Source organism: [Leptolyngbya] sp. PCC 7376 (assembly GCF_000316605.1).
Taxonomy (GTDB): Bacteria; Cyanobacteriota; Cyanobacteriia; order Cyanobacteriales; family MRBY01; genus MRBY01.
On the sequence record NC_019683.1, the window covers coordinates 4,095,207 to 4,110,131 of the forward strand.

General features: G+C 45.2%; 23 protein-coding genes. 19 read left to right on the top strand and 4 right to left on the bottom strand.

From position 1 onward, the window contains the following. Positions 1-70 precede the first annotated feature (70 nt). Complete coding sequence (locus LEPTO7376_RS29230; RefSeq protein ID WP_015135606.1) at positions 71-307, bottom strand: helix-turn-helix transcriptional regulator; 237 nt, start codon at positions 305-307, stop codon at positions 71-73. A gap of 296 nt (positions 308-603) precedes the next feature. On the opposite strand from LEPTO7376_RS29230, the gene LEPTO7376_RS18410 reads away from it, so the two are divergent. From LEPTO7376_RS18410 to LEPTO7376_RS26850, 13 genes are read left to right on the top strand one after another with little or no spacing between them, the layout of a single operon-like run. Beyond that, the gene (locus LEPTO7376_RS18410) at positions 604-936 is read left to right on the top strand and encodes a hypothetical protein (RefSeq protein WP_015135607.1); all 333 of its coding nucleotides are present in this window, start codon (positions 604-606) and stop codon (positions 934-936) included. Then, positions 933-1,160, top strand: a complete 228-nt coding sequence (locus LEPTO7376_RS18415; protein ID WP_015135608.1) for a hypothetical protein — start codon at positions 933-935, stop codon at positions 1,158-1,160. Before LEPTO7376_RS18410 ends, LEPTO7376_RS18415 begins: the two co-directional genes overlap by 4 nt. Then, positions 1,153-1,344 carry a hypothetical protein gene (locus LEPTO7376_RS18420; protein WP_015135609.1) on the top strand — a complete coding sequence of 64 codons (192 nt, stop codon included), beginning with the start codon at positions 1,153-1,155 and terminating at the stop codon, positions 1,342-1,344. The genes LEPTO7376_RS18415 and LEPTO7376_RS18420 overlap by 8 nt, the downstream gene beginning before the upstream one ends. Then, positions 1,337-1,642 (top strand): hypothetical protein, encoded by a 306-nt coding sequence (locus tag LEPTO7376_RS28465; RefSeq protein WP_015135610.1) that lies wholly within the window; start codon positions 1,337-1,339, stop codon positions 1,640-1,642. The genes LEPTO7376_RS18420 and LEPTO7376_RS28465 overlap by 8 nt, the downstream gene beginning before the upstream one ends. Beyond that, the gene (locus LEPTO7376_RS18430) at positions 1,639-1,968 is read left to right on the top strand and encodes a hypothetical protein (protein WP_015135611.1); all 330 of its coding nucleotides are present in this window, start codon (positions 1,639-1,641) and stop codon (positions 1,966-1,968) included. The genes LEPTO7376_RS28465 and LEPTO7376_RS18430 overlap by 4 nt, the downstream gene beginning before the upstream one ends. Beyond that, a complete protein-coding gene (locus LEPTO7376_RS18435; protein ID WP_015135612.1) occupies positions 1,961-2,191 on the top strand; it encodes a hypothetical protein in 231 nt (76 codons plus the stop codon). The genes LEPTO7376_RS18430 and LEPTO7376_RS18435 overlap by 8 nt, the downstream gene beginning before the upstream one ends. 2 nt (positions 2,192-2,193) lie before the next feature. Beyond that, entirely contained in the window at positions 2,194-2,358 is a 165-nt protein-coding gene (locus LEPTO7376_RS26590) for a hypothetical protein (RefSeq protein ID WP_160148514.1), read from the top strand. A gap of 47 nt (positions 2,359-2,405) precedes the next feature. Further along, positions 2,406-2,981 carry an MT-A70 family methyltransferase gene (locus LEPTO7376_RS18440; protein WP_015135614.1) on the top strand — a complete coding sequence of 192 codons (576 nt, stop codon included), beginning with the start codon at positions 2,406-2,408 and terminating at the stop codon, positions 2,979-2,981. After that, a complete protein-coding gene (locus tag LEPTO7376_RS18445; RefSeq protein WP_015135615.1) occupies positions 2,981-3,784 on the top strand; it encodes a phosphoadenosine phosphosulfate reductase family protein in 804 nt (267 codons plus the stop codon). The genes LEPTO7376_RS18440 and LEPTO7376_RS18445 overlap by 1 nt, the downstream gene beginning before the upstream one ends. Before the next feature lie 37 nt (positions 3,785-3,821). Then, positions 3,822-4,223, top strand: coding sequence for an ASCH domain-containing protein (locus LEPTO7376_RS18450; RefSeq protein ID WP_015135616.1), 402 nt, complete (start codon positions 3,822-3,824; stop codon positions 4,221-4,223). Continuing rightward, on the top strand, positions 4,211-6,949 hold the full coding sequence (locus tag LEPTO7376_RS18455; protein WP_041764088.1) for a VapE domain-containing protein: 2,739 nt from the start codon (positions 4,211-4,213) through the stop codon (positions 6,947-6,949). The genes LEPTO7376_RS18450 and LEPTO7376_RS18455 overlap by 13 nt, the downstream gene beginning before the upstream one ends. After that, entirely contained in the window at positions 6,949-7,320 is a 372-nt protein-coding gene (locus LEPTO7376_RS18460; RefSeq protein WP_015135618.1) for a hypothetical protein, read from the top strand. Before LEPTO7376_RS18455 ends, LEPTO7376_RS18460 begins: the two co-directional genes overlap by 1 nt. Beyond that, complete coding sequence (locus LEPTO7376_RS26850) at positions 7,320-7,496, top strand: hypothetical protein (protein ID WP_015135619.1); 177 nt, start codon at positions 7,320-7,322, stop codon at positions 7,494-7,496. Before LEPTO7376_RS18460 ends, LEPTO7376_RS26850 begins: the two co-directional genes overlap by 1 nt. Here the strand turns inward: LEPTO7376_RS26850 and LEPTO7376_RS18465 are convergent. From LEPTO7376_RS18465 to LEPTO7376_RS18480, 3 genes are read right to left on the bottom strand one after another with little or no spacing between them, the layout of a single operon-like run. Beyond that, complete coding sequence (locus tag LEPTO7376_RS18465) at positions 7,477-9,006, bottom strand: hypothetical protein (RefSeq protein WP_015135620.1); 1,530 nt, start codon at positions 9,004-9,006, stop codon at positions 7,477-7,479. The genes LEPTO7376_RS26850 and LEPTO7376_RS18465 overlap by 20 nt on opposite strands. Then, positions 9,006-10,706 carry a hypothetical protein gene (locus LEPTO7376_RS18470; protein ID WP_015135621.1) on the bottom strand — a complete coding sequence of 567 codons (1,701 nt, stop codon included), beginning with the start codon at positions 10,704-10,706 and terminating at the stop codon, positions 9,006-9,008. Before LEPTO7376_RS18470 ends, LEPTO7376_RS18465 begins: the two co-directional genes overlap by 1 nt. Next, positions 10,707-11,681 (bottom strand): hypothetical protein, encoded by a 975-nt coding sequence (locus LEPTO7376_RS18480; protein WP_015135622.1) that lies wholly within the window; start codon positions 11,679-11,681, stop codon positions 10,707-10,709. Between the two features lie 368 nt (positions 11,682-12,049). On the opposite strand from LEPTO7376_RS18480, the gene LEPTO7376_RS18485 reads away from it, so the two are divergent. From LEPTO7376_RS18485 to LEPTO7376_RS18510, 6 genes are read left to right on the top strand one after another with little or no spacing between them, the layout of a single operon-like run. Next, positions 12,050-12,829, top strand: coding sequence for a hypothetical protein (locus LEPTO7376_RS18485; RefSeq protein ID WP_015135624.1), 780 nt, complete (start codon positions 12,050-12,052; stop codon positions 12,827-12,829). Between the two features lie 58 nt (positions 12,830-12,887). Next, a complete protein-coding gene (locus tag LEPTO7376_RS18490) occupies positions 12,888-13,532 on the top strand; it encodes a hypothetical protein (protein WP_015135625.1) in 645 nt (214 codons plus the stop codon). Between the two features lie 7 nt (positions 13,533-13,539). Continuing rightward, entirely contained in the window at positions 13,540-13,752 is a 213-nt protein-coding gene (locus tag LEPTO7376_RS18495; RefSeq protein WP_015135626.1) for a hypothetical protein, read from the top strand. Positions 13,753-13,758: 6 nt separating this feature from the next. Further along, the gene (locus LEPTO7376_RS18500; RefSeq protein WP_015135627.1) at positions 13,759-14,241 is read left to right on the top strand and encodes a hypothetical protein; all 483 of its coding nucleotides are present in this window, start codon (positions 13,759-13,761) and stop codon (positions 14,239-14,241) included. Continuing rightward, entirely contained in the window at positions 14,241-14,669 is a 429-nt protein-coding gene (locus tag LEPTO7376_RS18505) for a hypothetical protein (protein WP_015135628.1), read from the top strand. Before LEPTO7376_RS18500 ends, LEPTO7376_RS18505 begins: the two co-directional genes overlap by 1 nt. Then, the gene (locus LEPTO7376_RS18510; RefSeq protein ID WP_015135629.1) at positions 14,669-14,902 is read left to right on the top strand and encodes a hypothetical protein; all 234 of its coding nucleotides are present in this window, start codon (positions 14,669-14,671) and stop codon (positions 14,900-14,902) included. The genes LEPTO7376_RS18505 and LEPTO7376_RS18510 overlap by 1 nt, the downstream gene beginning before the upstream one ends. The last annotated feature ends 23 nt before the right edge of the window (positions 14,903-14,925 follow it).

A 14,925-nucleotide genomic window follows, 5' to 3' on the forward strand; every position in this document is an offset into this window, starting at 1 on the left:
GTTTTTCTGGGAAATAAAAAAGACGATCGCCACATTCGACGACCGCCACACAAAACATACGAACTACTTTCTAGGAGGCTATGTCATCAGGGAGGTCTTCAAACCTTAAGTTCACTTGTCCTAGTAACTTGTCCAAGACTTTTACCTGTTCAATGGAAAGTGACGGTTTGTGAACTCCGGTCTCCCATTCCGAAATCGTAGATCGACGAACCCCTAACGTTTCAGCAAACTGGGTTTGATTCATTTTTAGTCTCTTACGAAGAACTTTCAATGTGATTTTGTTGTTGCACTTATTTACAGCAATCATTATACTGTGAATTGCCCGGACAAGCGGGCAAAACGTACCGAAGAAAAATGGTAGGTGGGAACTGGCATTCCCCCTACCTCTCACCGAATAAATTCGATGCTCCACCTAATAAAATTAGGTGCTCAATCAGATTTTATTACGCTGTGAGTCTTACTGTGTGCGGGTTTCAAGAAAAACACCAGTAAACACTAACAGGAGAAAACGCTAAATATAGACTTTCCCCAATTGAATGCCGAGCCGTGACCCTATCCATAGTGGATACATTCGTATTAACCGACTGCGAATAATTTTTTCAAATGAATAACCAACAACCTTTCGACAGGGAGGAATGCTTACGCATTTATTTAACCCTGCTCCAGAATCCTGATGGCCGTACCCCGGCAACGCTGGTCTCTGTCGCCGTAGAAATGGCTCAGATATTCCAGTCTGAAATGGGGACTCATCCCACCATCATGAATTTCCCTGCCCACAAGCCTATCTATAGTGTTGGGCGATTCTACGCCTCTGAACATTGCCTCTGTGAAGAAACCTCAGATGGGGTCAAAATCCTCAAGGCTGAATATTCCCAGCCGCAACAAGCGCTAGATTTGGCGATCGCCCTCAATAAAGCCATGGAGGTGACCCGATGACTGATTTTGAAGCTCTAACGATGGTGGCTCAGATCAAGGATGGAGGAGTCTCCATTCACACAGACCACGACCAGATACGAGAACTGGGCATGACAAAAACTCTAATGGCCTACGCTTCTATCAAAGCTCACTGTGAAAGCGTTATCGAAGCTGTCGCCAAAGATCTTGGACAAGATGTCATCAAGGATGTTCGAGCAGTGATGGAGGGGGAAGGTGATGGCTAAATCTCTCACTATCACTGTCACTTTCAACGGCGATGATTACCTTATTGATGAGGCTATTGGTGCTGAAGGATATCTCGACATCAATGTCATTGATGCCCTCGAAGCTACCCAGGAATATTGCCAAGAAAAGATTGAGGTTTTGGAAGCTCAAGCTCTAGAACAGGAGGCTCAAACCAATGTCTGACCTTTGCGTAATCTGCAATGGTGAGACAAAAGTCATAGAGTCTCGGCGGTTAAATAACGCCAAGCGCCGTCGCCGTGAATGCCTTCATTGCACACATCGATTTACCACTTACGAAACTCTTTTAAAAGACCCTGATCTAGAGAAGATTCTCGAAAACCTTGAAAATGCTCAATGGCATACCAATCATTTACTAGACCATTTGAAACATTTGATTGGTGGAATTAAAGAATTAACCCATCAAAATTTATCACCGGAAGATTCAGATATTTATGTAGAGAATTCAGGGATTGAACTATGACTCCTATTCCTAATTTTGATGCCATCCACCAGACTGGATTATCCCTTGTCGCTGCCCATAATTATTACGACTCTTTAGTGCGTCAATACCCCATTGGTCTCTGTCCTGTGGAGGATTTAGATATCGCCTTATCTCTCCTCTCTGAAGACACAAATAATCTACTCACTTTATGTCGGGATTTAAAAGAAGAGGTGATTCTAATCCCTGCAAAAACAAAGCTTTATTCTCTTCATTTGAATTATCGTTCTTGGCTTGTTGATGTGAAGTTAGCGGCAAATATTAGTGGGGGACTTGATGAGTTGATCAAGAAACCAATTTATGACTAATCGAACACCATCGAGACTATTTATCAAGGTAGAACGTCCTGATTTAGCTGAAGTTGAGCTTCGTACTAATTACATTAATCCTGCGGCGATCGCCCAAGTGATTAAGAACCAAAAAGGCAATAGTTTTCATGTCCATATCTATTGGATGGGAAAGAATAACCCCACAGATCTAGAGGGCGAAGCTGCTAAGGCATTTCTCCAAGCATTTGAGGGAGCGAAATGACGATGACCCCCTACTCTCGCATCACTGGGAACGTCGCAGGTTTATTGCAAGGGATTGGAATAGCGAATGCATTTGGAGCACAGCACAAGTTCCAGCTTTACATGGGAATCGGCTTCATGGTGATTGGAACTATTTTGTATCTCTCCCCACTTGGCGAAACAACTTAAGTGACTTATCTCCTCATCTCACCGATCAACATTTAACCAATCGAATAATGCAACAACTACTGTTAGATCAGCCCGTAGTGGAAGGGGCACAGCCTTTCCCTGCGAAAGCTTATGGTGTCATTTACGCTGATCCACCATGGCAATACGAAGACAAAAAGACAAACCGAGGCGGTGCGGAACGTCATTACCGGACGATGAGCGACCATGAGATCCAGAACTTGCCTGTGTCTCAAATCGCCGAAAATGATGCCCTCTTATTCCTGTGGGCAACATGGGCAAAACTCCCAGCCGCATTACAGACGATCCACTGTTGGGGCTTCACTTACAAGACCGATGCTTTTCTGTGGGTGAAACGAAATAAACGGGCAAAGAGTTGGTTTATGGGCATGGGTGCATACACCAGAGCGAATAGCGAGTTTTGCTTATTGGGGGTTCGTGGCAAGGGTTTAAAACGCCAATCAGCGAAAGTTCATCAAATCATCGAAGCACCGATTGGTAAACATTCCGAGAAACCACCTGAGACCAGAGACCGAATTATTCAACTGGTAGGCGATCTCCCGCGTATCGAATTATTTGCCAGAGAAAAAGTAGACGGCTGGGATAGCTGGGGAGATGAAATCTAATGAATCATATTGTCTTTTTCAGTAGTGGTGCTGCTTCTACTGTTGCTGCTCTGCGAGTTGCACAAAAGTTCGGTACCAAATCACTCTATCTCGTTTTCTCCGATACCTTAATCGAGGATGAGGATAATTATCGCTTTCTTGTTGAAGCTCATCACAAGATCGGCGGGGAATTGATTTGGCTTAAAGATGGCCGTACTCCCTGGGATATTTTTGAGAGTACAAAATGGCTATCCCATCGAGGCATTAAATGCTCTCATCTCCTAAAAATAGCTCCAGCTCAACAATGGCTTAGAGAGCAAGATTTTTCCCCAGAAGAGACGACATTATACTTCGGTATCAACTTTGAAGAGTTACATCGGTTAGAAGCTATCTCTAAAAACTGGACTCCTTTTCCTGTTGATATTCCTCTGTGCTGGGATGAGTTTGGCTGGGCTGATAGAACGGTTATTTTCAATGAGCTTTATCGGGCTGGACTAAACCCCCCTCGGCTATACGAAATGGGTTTTGCCCATGCCAATTGTGGCGGCTTTTGCCCAAAGGCAGGTCAAGCTCACTACAGGCTTTTACTTCAACAGTTGCCCGAACGTTATTCCTTTCATGAACAAAAAGAGCAGGATTTCCTCAGGCATCACAAGAACCAGTCTGTCGGGATTTTAAGGAAGACCGCAATAGTCAATGGTGAGAAAAGAACCGTTGGCATGACCCTAAAGGAATGGCGGCTAAGCATTGAGTCAGAACTCTCAGTGCAGCCTTCTTTATTTGATGAATTTGTCGGAGGATGTGGCTGTTTTATCGACTCCTAAATTCTTTTCACATTCATTTCCTAGAGAGAAAAAAGTAATGCCTGCACTGAACTTTCAGAAACAATTTGTCCCACTGATCGAGAGTGGGAAAAAACGGCAGACTATTAGATGCCGCAAGCGTCCAATCAAGGTCGGCGATCTCCTTTACCTCTATACCGGACAGCGCACAAAAAACTGTCGAAAAATTGCTGAGTCAATTTGCCTTGAAACTCAGCATTTCGATTTCCGCATGAGTCGGTCTGCTAGCGCTCCAATCATTCATGTAAACCACTCGATAATCAACATCCTCCAATTTCACAAATTGGCGATCGCCGATGGCTTTAAGAAGCGTAGTGAATTTTGCGACTTTTTCATTCATTCACCCAAAGCAATAGAGCAAGGCGGTGTCACAAGTTTTTCAGGGCAAATCATCAAATGGGGGATGCTATGCAAACCTTAGACAAATCGGCATTACAACAGGAATTAGAAGCATCGGCAATCTCCCTAGATATTCAGCATAATTTTATCCCGGTTAAAGGTCGCGACGAGGCCATCCCAGATGTTGATGATCTGGCTTGGGATTACCTGTTTTATCTTCAGGTCTACCGCAAGAACAACGGCGGATTACGAAAGAAATGGCTCGATAACTACAGCCATATTGACGCAGGCGGCTGGTGGTGTCAGACCTTAGATATCGTCAATGGCGATTACTCCCAATGGGGCTGTTTTAAACCTAATACACCCCGCAAAAACAAGGAAGGAAAGCTTGTTAAATATGAGCACCCGCCGAAACAACCGACACAGCCATTCTTTCTCGAAGTTAATCGAGAACGATGGGAGAAGATCGCACGAAATGGGATGGTACTTCTCCCAGATCTAGAAGACATTCCAGAATCATCTGACTGTTTTGAATTTTGGGAATGGGTTAAGCAGCATTCAGAACTGCCTATCATCATCACTGAAGGGGCAAAGAAAACCGCATCATTACTCAGTGCCGATTATTGTGCGGTGGGTTTATCTGGCATTTGGAATGGCGCACCAAAACAAAAAGCAGGTGATGGTACTCCATTAGAAAAACAATTAAATGAGCAGCTTCAGGCACTCTCCGCTGAAGGAAGAGAAATCATTTTCTGTTTCGATAATGATGACAAACCAAAAACCATTGCCTCGGTAACCAAAGCGATTCAGTCAATGGCTGAGCTATTCGAGGCTCAGGGCTGCACCATATCGGTAATGAGCTGGCGTGGTCTCCACGACGAGAAAGGTATTGATGATATCCATGCTGCTCATGGTTCTGATGCTGTTGATCAGTTGGTGAGTAACAGACTTACTCTAAATGACTGGCAGAAGCTGATGAGTAAACCCATCTTGAAGGTTGGTAGTGACGAGCCGGAAAAGATAGAGGCCGTGACATCAACACCTATTGCACCAGTTCGCACCTATGACCCCTCCGAAGAAAAAATATCAGCCAAAACAACAACACCATTAACCAAGAGCCACCCTGAAACAGAAACGATTTATGGTGGCCGCAAAGACTTAAATTACGCTCAGCTCTACCAATTCATCCAATACAATTTAGCGTCGCGATTATCCTTTGACCTGATGCGTCGTCAAGTCCTTCTGGATGGGGAAATATTCCAGATGGCTGATGAACTGAGACCTTGGTTTTTCTGTGAGTATGGCGAAACCGCAAAAGAAGGTGATATCTACAAAACCATTGTTTATTTTGCCCGCCAAAAATCTTTTGACCCTGTGGTGGAAGACCTCAGACGATGCCAGAGAGAAGCGACCCGTATTTCCATTGATAACATCGCCACTCGATACTTCGGTCAAGACCCAGATAAATGTTCAGACGATAAAGAAAAGCGCAAAGCATGGATGTATAACCGCTGTATCAAAATGTGGCTAATTTCTGCTGTGGCTCGTCAATTCCAAACCGCGAATCGAGATGGAGACCCAAACTATAGAGGGTGTCAAGTAGATCATGTTCTCGTTCTACAAGGTGGACAGGGGAAAGGAAAATCCACTTGGTTCGGAGCACTTTGTGGTGGCTACTTCAACGAGTCGATGGGGGATATCCAAGCAAAAGATTCTCTCATGGCATTGCATTCAAACTGGATACTCGAACTGGCTGAAATTGATGGGATTACCAGTAAGAAAGCCGCTGCCACACTCAAGCACTTCTTAACCACCAAAGTAGATGAGTTTCGAGTGCCATACGCCCGGAAATCTAAGCCACACGCACGGCGCTCAGTATTTTGCGGCACAGTAAACCCAAGCCGTTTTTTGATTGATGATGAGAATCGCCGCTTTTGGGTTGTTCCTGTGCTCTCCTCAGATATCAATGTGCAGTTGATTGCAGAAGAACGGGATGGTATATGGGCTTCTGCTGTTGATGCTTATTTAGCTGGAGAGCTTTGGTATCCCACCAGTGAAGAGAAAGACATCCTACGGCAGATCGCCGATGACTTTGCAGAGATCGATCCCTGGCAGGAGCCAATAGAGTCTTACCTAAAGCTGCATGAATATGTGAACAGCCGCGAAATACTTCAGACCGTTTGCAAGATGGATCTCAAAGACATTGGCAAGCGAGATGAAATGAGGGTCAGTAAAATTCTTACCCGACTGGGTTGGACAGAAGAAAAACGAATCCGAAGGGAAGGCCAATCCATCAGAGTGCGATATAAACCAAGGTCAGAACAGATAGAAATGGATGTGGAGACTGCCTCTGATACCAATATTTATTCTTTTTTAGAGGAAAAGGTTGGTAACAATGGTAAAACCCCTGATATACAAAGCTCCCAGATGTACCAACCTGTTGACCAACCTTTTGGGGGGTTGGTACAAGCCGGGAAATGTACCGACCAAAACGAAACTGTACCAACCTTTTTAACAGAGGTTGGTACATCCAAAATGCCTGTACAGCAAGGGATTGAGGCGATATGTACCGACCTACCAACAAAAAAAACGATTCCTGAAAAATATTCACGCGCTGGTTTTAAATTCGCAGAAAACGAAATTTTGCAGCAAAAAACATCGAATCGATATGTGATGGTGCGAGAGTTGCCACCAATTGGCAGTCGATTTAGTTCTAAAAGTTATCTCTGTGAGTGGATGGAACCTCTCTCCAGCGACCCGGAGCCAACGGAATGGATCCAGCAATCTGATTTAAGGGAGATCGACTAATGCCAATGAAACGTCATCTCTACCCAAAGAATTGGGATACTATTGCGACGATTATCAAGTACATGGCTGATTGGCACTGCACAAAGTGTGGTCGTCCTTGCCGTCGTCCAAGGCAAACGTGGGATGAGTTTTGCTCAGGTCTTCTCCATGAACAATCGAAATGGTGCAAGGAAACAGACAAGCCGGGGCGGTTCGTCCTTACCGTTGCCCACCTAGACCAAAACCCCGGCAATAACAACCGCGAGAACCTGAAAGCCCTTTGTCCCACCTGCCACAATCGCCATGATGCCAAAGCCAGAGCTGTGAATCGCTCCCATACTCGCGTGGTGAAACTGGAAGATGCAGGCCAGCTAAGGCTAGGAGGACTCTAATGTATGTAAAAGTGACTGCTGGTGAATTTCAAGATTGGATTGGCATCGCAGAATTTTGGGGTTACAGTTCTGCTTGGAAGCAAGATGTTTTTTCCGTTCATCTATATGGTGATGACGGCAAGTATCGTGACACCGTATTGATGCCTAAAGGTTGGCTCAAGTGGCTAGGTCTGTAGGAAAGTTGGTCACATACTCTGGCGTACCAAACGGGACATCTTCCGTCCAAAGCGTAAACTGTATCTTCTCCTGCTCGTATTTCTTCCCAGCCAGATCACGACGGGTTCCTTCTGTTCTCTCTCGTTTGAGGGTCACAATTGCCTTCTCTGGATAAGCCGCAGTTGGTGTTTTTACCAGTGATGGAGCTAACTCCTCCTCTGTCGCTGTGACGCGAATGAAATCCTCTTCACAGAGATCCTTGATGATGCCCTTCAGAGTCGCCTTACCCACCTCTTTCTCCGCTGCAAATAGGAGGATGGTTATCCGACTCTCTAAGGTGGCCTCAATCTTCCATGCTCCCCAACGATGGTTGCGTAACGCCCGCTTGAAATCTATCCATCTCAAATTCGGCTTCAGTGCTTTTAACGTGAGTTGATACCGTGCCGCTGGCCCACCTGTTTCATTAATGAAAGGTGGCTTAGCCACATCTCTAAACACAATCTTGCAGGTTCTGAGATAGGGCTGTAAAACTTTCCTGCCATCATCCTCATTGGTCATCGTGCCGATATCACGGTTCCGAATTAAGCGGTATTGGTTAATTAATCCATTCGCTTGAGCGATCGCTAAATTAGAGGGCACTTTCGTCATGCGGACTTTCTCGCCGTCATTATCCTTATCCAGCTCTAGGGTTAGCGATCTATCCTCTCCTAAGACTTCTAACCGAGTGGCTTTAGCGGCTTGCATTTGCTCATCCCAGAACCGAGCGACGACATAACCCCCCTCAATAAAGCTTTCCCAGCCTTCTTCGACAAACTCTTCTACAAATGCCCTAACGTATTCATTCGGAATACTGTCGATTCTTTCCTCGATCTCCTCTGCAATACTCCAACGACTGCCTTCTTCAGTCCCCCAAACACTTAATCTCTCTCTCAAGCCGGGGGGTAAAAACTTTAAAGATTCAGCATTCTCTCGAATCGCTTTTCGCACTGCAATGTAACTGTTGACAGCAATACTCTTGACGATGGCATTAAACGTCACCCGCAGGGCATTCTTGAACTCATCCCACAGCTCATCACCCCGCTCCTGTAGTAATGCGCTAATCGTCCCTAAAGCTAAAGCTGTACCGCCAATCACTGGTAAAGCAAAGGATATCCCTACTCCTACTGCACCAACGGCAATGGTTCCAGTCAGTTGTCCAAAGAACCCACCCCAAGCAGAAGCCACTGAAATATTGTGTTGTTTTAGTCCACCCCTTAACTGAGCATCCGACGCTAACCAGTTGAATGTAGATAATTGGCTAGCCTTGCCCACGAGCCAACCAAAGGCATTGGCAAAACTTAGGACGAGCTGCGGTAACTTCGATGCAAAACCAATTAACTTACGCCCTGTAATGAAAATCCGTTCAACTAGATTGGTGGATGAGTCATCATCAAAAACATTGAGCAGGTCTTGAATGATGCGACCTTCCGGGGCGACGATATCGCGAATCTCACGAGAGATTAAATCTTTGGCCTCTAATGCAAACCCCATTACTCTGCATCCTCATCATTAAAGTCACGGATGAAGGGTCTGTCTGGTTCATTGAGGTTAAAGAAACTATCCGGGTTATTCACCTCATTAACAAAGTTATTCCAGCCATTATCAGCATCAGCTAATGTCTCATCGGCTAAATCTCGAATATTGTCGATGTCTGATTCGTCAGTGCGTAAGAATGCCGATTTGATGATGCTGGCAGCGTACATAAAACGCGGCAAATATTCTAAAAGAATGGCACTATCATCAAACTCAAACCCCTGATATTTGTAGCTTTCAGACCGTAATATCTGCGATAGGGATTTGATGTTATTCGGGTTGACCTTCGCGATATTAAAGGCACTTTGCGCCTCACGTTTCTTTCGCTTGGTGCGATAGCCCATAAACTCTTGATTCGCGATGGCTAAGTCTTGGTTGATTAAAGTGGCAGTCTTCAATGAAACCAACTCAGCCGCTTGCCTGAGCATGATATTCGTTTGGGCATTCTGCACAATGAGTGATGATTGGCCATAGCCATAAATATCGGCTAAGGCTTCGGCAATATTTTGGACTTCGACTTCTAACTCTTGATTGCCTTCTGCCACCAAGTCAGCATCTTTAATTTTGATCTTGAAGGGAAACTCACCGATTAGAGCATCCATCTGTTTAACGATCCACAGGATGAACTGTACGAGGTTAGGGATTTTCTCTATGCCTGCTCTTTCTGGATTATCACCAGAATTCAGCAATGATTTTGGCACTTCACCGGGGAACTCATTAATCCCGATAGCATCAGCCATTTTTTCCAGTAGTTGTCTGGTGGATAGATTGCTGATATCTGTTTCAGTTTCATTGTCGATGTCAGTAGTGGATGAGCCACCACAGATGATTGCTTCTAATGCCCCTGCTACGGTATTTGTCCCTGTAATCGGTGGATTATCACCACAACTCAGAGGATAGCTGCCTAGTTTGCTATCTACCCCTCGAATAGCAGCCAAGATGCCAGCATCATCAAAATTGAAGTCTGGGAAGTCCGTGGGTAATGCCTGAATTAAAGACCTTAAAGTCTGGAAGTATTGATTGATGAGATTTTCGAGAAAGTCTTGCGCTCCAGTAATAATGCTCTCAAGGTAAGGCGCAATTGCCTTGGCTGCTTCTAAAGCCTCACGCCATAGTCTTTCACCTGTAGCAAGAGATTGAAGGATGACCCGTTCAGTGGAACGAATCAGGTTATCAAGCGTGTTAAACCCAGCCGTGGCAATGTCTTCTACGTTTTGAGTGATACCCTCGATGTTTTGAGTGATACCCTCAATATTTTTAGTGATGCCTCTGACATCTTTGACGATTGAGGTCACACCATTAATGCCGTTAACAATGACGTTTTCTGTCCCCTCTATGGCAGCAGTAACGACATTTTCACCACTTTTAATGCTTTGGGTGATGACATTCTCTGATGACTTTATTGCTTGCACAAGACCAGCCTCTAGAAGGTCAAAACCACCCTCAATCGCTGCAACCATTGGAGCTCTGACCAAGCTAATCAGACTATCGAAAATATTGGCAATGGCACCGGGGATGCTGGTGTCTATTCCGGTCTCTACTCGTCCCAACTTAGAGAGAATGTCATTCGCCTGTTGCTGTGTTGCTAACTGCGATAACAGTCGTGATTCTAAATCATAGAAATCTTGCTTAACCGCTAACTGCTCTGGACATCCCATCTAAGTTCGCCTCACAAAAGAATCGATTAATCTGCCCTGCTCGTCGTAACAGCAATTCAATGCAGACCCTGCACAGGGGTTACAGCAAGTCTCCGGTGGGCATTGGCGATCGCCACATTGAAAAAGTGGGTCTGCCCCGTCATAAGGGCAAATCTTCGTGAGTATTCCCCCTTGATCGCTCACCTCTAGACATTTCAATACAGAGACATTTGGACATTCTTCATAGGTCAAAGTTTCGGTTGTGCCATCTGCGTAGTAGAAAATTAGCTCGCAACCTGCACTAGCAGGAGACCCAATAATGTCGTGCTCATACATAATCAACAGTCCTCCTTCGTCAAAGAATTCCCACACCGGGTATTCTTGAAAAAGTGGGTTGTGGGGCATATTCCCATAATTGTGAGAATGAGAACTATAAGCTCTTTTATCGAAGTCTACGGGGAATGTCCCATTATAAAAACTTAATCTTGTTGGGCAACTTGAAGGTCTATTTGGAGTGGTGAAAAAGCGATCATAATCAATCGAAAAAGGTCGGGTGATATCCTCTTCTGTGACAAATGTGAACCACCTATTTGTGCCATGCCCACTACCAGCATAGGTATATGAAAAGCTGTAATTGTCTCCCAACAAATATCCATAAGATTCGGCATTGACAATCCCTTGACATGAAGAAGGCATTAAAAAAGTTTTCAGGGTTTTATCTAAAGAAAGACGAAAACTTTTAGCCCCTAATACTTCTATTGTCTCTCCGGTCGTTTGCTTCTCATAGGATATAGAGCCGGACAATAGACGATATGGATGATCGCTGTCTAATTCCTTCTCTCGTAAAACTTCTATGTCATTAACTAGTAGCCCACTTGTCCCTATATCACGGCAAATAGGAGGATCAAGGGATAGTATTTCCTGTCTATTAGGAGAATCAGGATTGATGATTAAATAAGCCTTTTCTGCATTTTCACAGTCGCAAATCTTCGTCATGCCACCCCTCGCAATTTATGCATAATTGCGCGCTCTCGTAATAGCTGGTTATAGATTTCATCCATACTCATCCCTGTTTCTCTGGATAGTCGAAGTAAAAGCCTTGGTCTGGGGTTGTAAATATAAGGTTGACCATATTTCTTCTTTGTTTTCAGCATTGCCCGCCGTGAACAAGTGCTTAATTTCTGCCATAAAAAGATCTGACTCATAGCTCAAAATATGTGCTTGTCAACATTGTAATTTGACTACCTGTCTTAGATGCGGGTTAAGTCTATTTCTAAGACAGGTTTATTTCGCTATACCCAAATAAGTTTATCTGTACTATTACTATTGATATAGGTCAACTTATAACGTTTTGGATTACAGAAATGTCTCTAACTTTTTTCGATAATGCTGTTGCTGCTGGTGGGGGTAATGGTGTGCCCGCTGGTTTATTTCTGCCGATTGCAGTTCTACCCGGTGTTGTGGCGGGTGAGTTTGGTGCGGGTGAATCCCAAGCGACCAAAGAAGGTAAAGCTTTATTGGCGATGAGTAATGCGCTGTTTGATTACTACACGGCGAACTCAACTAATTTGGTTGGGTTACTGGCGACTCGTGCGAAGGCTTCGGCTTCTGATGTGTTGGATAACATCACCTTTACCTTCCAGCATCAATATGTTTCTAAGTTGTCTGATGCATCCTTTGGCCAGATTCCTCTCCCGGCTGCTGGTGCTAATTCTGGTGTGGGTGGGTTTGCGGTACAAGACATCTTCGCTGCGGCGGCTGATGTTGCGGCGGAAGGGGCAATCAGTGGTGAGGGTGTGGTGATTCCCTACGCAGATCTTTCTGCGTTTGGTGGTTCTGCTCCAGCCGGAATTACAGCGGGTAATGATAACCGTGATTTGATTGCTGCCATGAACCGAGCCATGGCTGATTTAGTGGTGGTTCGTGATGCGACGAATGCGTCTGCTGTCACTGCGGCAACTCAAGCGAACTCTATTTCCTTTACCCTTGCTGCTGCTGCCACTGCAACAACAGATCCCACCACTGGATTGGTGGCGGGTGAGTTAGACAAGATTTCCACTGTGCAGATGTCTACGTCTTATACCGTGCAAGTGGCTCTGAATCAGTCGGCTCAAACCTTCGATGTCAATGTCGTTACTGCGTAGGTCGAACGCTTCGTAACGAGGATATTCTCACGATTAACAATTAACTAGGTACAAAATAATGGCTCGTGAATATGGTTCCGGTACATGGCGTTGGGTCGGTTTGGTGATTGGCTCTACCACGCTCAAATATGTGTTTGATTCCAAGCTCAAGGACAGTCTCAAAAGTGAGTTTGGTCAGACCGATGTCACTGCTCAATTCAATGTCACCAATGCGGTGTTATCCCCCAACAAACCAAAGCCTGCCCGCGCCTCTAAGCGCTTGGCTGATGGTTATGAAGGGAGCTTTTGCAGCTCTGACAAGATTAAGCCCCTCAAGGCGGATGGGTTTCAGATTACTCGTCCCAAACTGGCCACCTTTAATCAGACGACTCTCAGTCGGGTGTTATTCGTCACCCTTAACGGTGTGAAGTATGCATGGCGACGACCTCGGAATACGGGTGGGGAGGTGGATGTTAACCCTGTGGGTGCTCAAGATGCGACGGATGAGACGGATTTAGTGTTTGGTGCTGATTTCCCCAAGCCTGCCCAAGGGGTAATTCTGATTCCCGGTCAAGGCTCCTATCGCTGTTTTGTGGATAACACCAAGGTGGATGGTGCGACATTGGATGCGGCGGCGGCTTCTGCTGGTTGGTCTTTGACTTCTCCCCAAGAGATTAATGTCGAAAGTCTGTTAAACCGCACGATTGGTCAAAGCCAAGGATAAACAAACAATGTCTTTGATATTGACCCCCGGTAATCCTGAATATGAGTTCATCATGGCGCATATGCCACCCCCTCCCAACTGGAGATCTCACGAGGCTCACGGCGAGGTGGGCTTGATTCAGGATTTGGAGACGGGTATGTGGCGACCTGCAAATCAAACTGAATTTATTGAGGTGATGATGGAACAGGGTGAGCTTTACTTCTCAGAGACTGAGGGTTAAGAGTCAATGCCAATAGTCGATGACTTTGGGGTATGGGAAGGGTTAGGAACGGTGGTGCCAGCGTTTGATTGGCAGCTCTTCCCACTTTTCCCTTCCACTCCTAATGCTGCGTTTCGGGTGTTCTACATTGGCGACTTTGACCGGACTTGGTATCCTCCAGCATTTGTAAGGGGCGTTTATTTCTCTGGTTCTCAATACTTTTTCGATAGGAATTGGGTGAAGCTCTATCCCAAAAATGAGCCTGAGATTATTCAGATTCCTTATCCAGCAGATCTACAGAGTGACCCTCTCCCCCAAAGGCAGATTGAGATTAAGTTAGCCCGTCGTTATCACTACGCGGATCTATCGGTAAATGGCTACACAGTAGAACTTTTTGAAAAGGTCAGTTCCAATGTTGTGTATCCCACTAGTCCTGCAACACCCGGTAATGTTCAAGGTGGCGGGAATAGTTCTGGAAATTCAAGTAATTATCCTCCCGGTCTTCTGTGATGTTTGATTCGTTCGCGCTCAATCCAGATAGTTTTATTTCATCGAGTAAGTCTTTTGCTGCTTATGAACGACGACAGCAACTCTTAAATCCACCAAGGGTACATGAGGGTTTTTTGGTACGAACGGCAAGTATCGCCCAAGGTCAGACCAAAGCGATTAGTTTTGCTGGGATACCCTTTGATTTTCGCTTGATGTCGGTGTGGGTATGGATGCCGGGGGCTACGGATAATGACGGCATTGAAATCTCGATTCTCTACAGTGGCATCGAGCAAACGAGGTTTGATTTACGTCGTCAGGATGTGCCGTGGGAACCGCCTTTCAATATCTTGGGAGCGAACCACAGCATCAATATCAAACCTGACAGGGCGGTGGCATCTATCTCTCTGTTTATTCAACCTGCAAAATTATTAGATGTGGAGGGCGTGTGATGGATACTAGCGACTTTTTAAGGGATTCGATCCTTGGATTAGAAAAAGATCTAAAGGAGACTCAGCAAGAATGCCAACATTTGCGAGGTTCTGTGACTCAGCTCGATAAGCATCTGGCTATCCTTGAAACGAAGATCACCACCAAAGCGAAAAACCAATCGGCATGGATTGCTTTTTTTGTGGCTTTGGCGCTGCAAATCTCATCGATTCTCATCAGGAAAGGCTTAGAATAATCCCGAAATTGTTGTGCGGTAAT

Bases quoted from the DNA above. Each gene is read 5' to 3' on its own strand.
- LEPTO7376_RS29230 (WP_015135606.1), bottom strand. From the start codon at position 307: ATGATTGCTGTAAATAAGTGCAACAACAAAATCACATTGAAAGTTCTT.
- LEPTO7376_RS18410 (WP_015135607.1), top strand. From the start codon at position 604: ATGAATAACCAACAACCTTTCGACAGGGAGGAATGCTTACGCATTTAT.
- LEPTO7376_RS18415 (WP_015135608.1), top strand. From the start codon at position 933: ATGACTGATTTTGAAGCTCTAACGATGGTGGCTCAGATCAAGGATGGA.
- LEPTO7376_RS18420 (WP_015135609.1), top strand. From the start codon at position 1,153: ATGGCTAAATCTCTCACTATCACTGTCACTTTCAACGGCGATGATTAC.
- LEPTO7376_RS28465 (WP_015135610.1), top strand. From the start codon at position 1,337: ATGTCTGACCTTTGCGTAATCTGCAATGGTGAGACAAAAGTCATAGAG.
- LEPTO7376_RS18430 (WP_015135611.1), top strand. From the start codon at position 1,639: ATGACTCCTATTCCTAATTTTGATGCCATCCACCAGACTGGATTATCC.
- LEPTO7376_RS18435 (WP_015135612.1), top strand. From the start codon at position 1,961: ATGACTAATCGAACACCATCGAGACTATTTATCAAGGTAGAACGTCCT.
- LEPTO7376_RS26590 (WP_160148514.1), top strand. From the start codon at position 2,194: ATGACCCCCTACTCTCGCATCACTGGGAACGTCGCAGGTTTATTGCAA.
- LEPTO7376_RS18440 (WP_015135614.1), top strand. From the start codon at position 2,406: ATGCAACAACTACTGTTAGATCAGCCCGTAGTGGAAGGGGCACAGCCT.
- LEPTO7376_RS18445 (WP_015135615.1), top strand. From the start codon at position 2,981: ATGAATCATATTGTCTTTTTCAGTAGTGGTGCTGCTTCTACTGTTGCT.
- LEPTO7376_RS18450 (WP_015135616.1), top strand. From the start codon at position 3,822: ATGCCTGCACTGAACTTTCAGAAACAATTTGTCCCACTGATCGAGAGT.
- LEPTO7376_RS18455 (WP_041764088.1), top strand. From the start codon at position 4,211: ATGCAAACCTTAGACAAATCGGCATTACAACAGGAATTAGAAGCATCG.
- LEPTO7376_RS18460 (WP_015135618.1), top strand. From the start codon at position 6,949: ATGCCAATGAAACGTCATCTCTACCCAAAGAATTGGGATACTATTGCG.
- LEPTO7376_RS26850 (WP_015135619.1), top strand. From the start codon at position 7,320: ATGTATGTAAAAGTGACTGCTGGTGAATTTCAAGATTGGATTGGCATC.
- LEPTO7376_RS18465 (WP_015135620.1), bottom strand. From the start codon at position 9,006: ATGGGGTTTGCATTAGAGGCCAAAGATTTAATCTCTCGTGAGATTCGC.
- LEPTO7376_RS18470 (WP_015135621.1), bottom strand. From the start codon at position 10,706: ATGGGATGTCCAGAGCAGTTAGCGGTTAAGCAAGATTTCTATGATTTA.
- LEPTO7376_RS18480 (WP_015135622.1), bottom strand. From the start codon at position 11,681: ATGACGAAGATTTGCGACTGTGAAAATGCAGAAAAGGCTTATTTAATC.
- LEPTO7376_RS18485 (WP_015135624.1), top strand. From the start codon at position 12,050: ATGTCTCTAACTTTTTTCGATAATGCTGTTGCTGCTGGTGGGGGTAAT.
- LEPTO7376_RS18490 (WP_015135625.1), top strand. From the start codon at position 12,888: ATGGCTCGTGAATATGGTTCCGGTACATGGCGTTGGGTCGGTTTGGTG.
- LEPTO7376_RS18495 (WP_015135626.1), top strand. From the start codon at position 13,540: ATGTCTTTGATATTGACCCCCGGTAATCCTGAATATGAGTTCATCATG.
- LEPTO7376_RS18500 (WP_015135627.1), top strand. From the start codon at position 13,759: ATGCCAATAGTCGATGACTTTGGGGTATGGGAAGGGTTAGGAACGGTG.
- LEPTO7376_RS18505 (WP_015135628.1), top strand. From the start codon at position 14,241: ATGTTTGATTCGTTCGCGCTCAATCCAGATAGTTTTATTTCATCGAGT.
- LEPTO7376_RS18510 (WP_015135629.1), top strand. From the start codon at position 14,669: ATGGATACTAGCGACTTTTTAAGGGATTCGATCCTTGGATTAGAAAAA.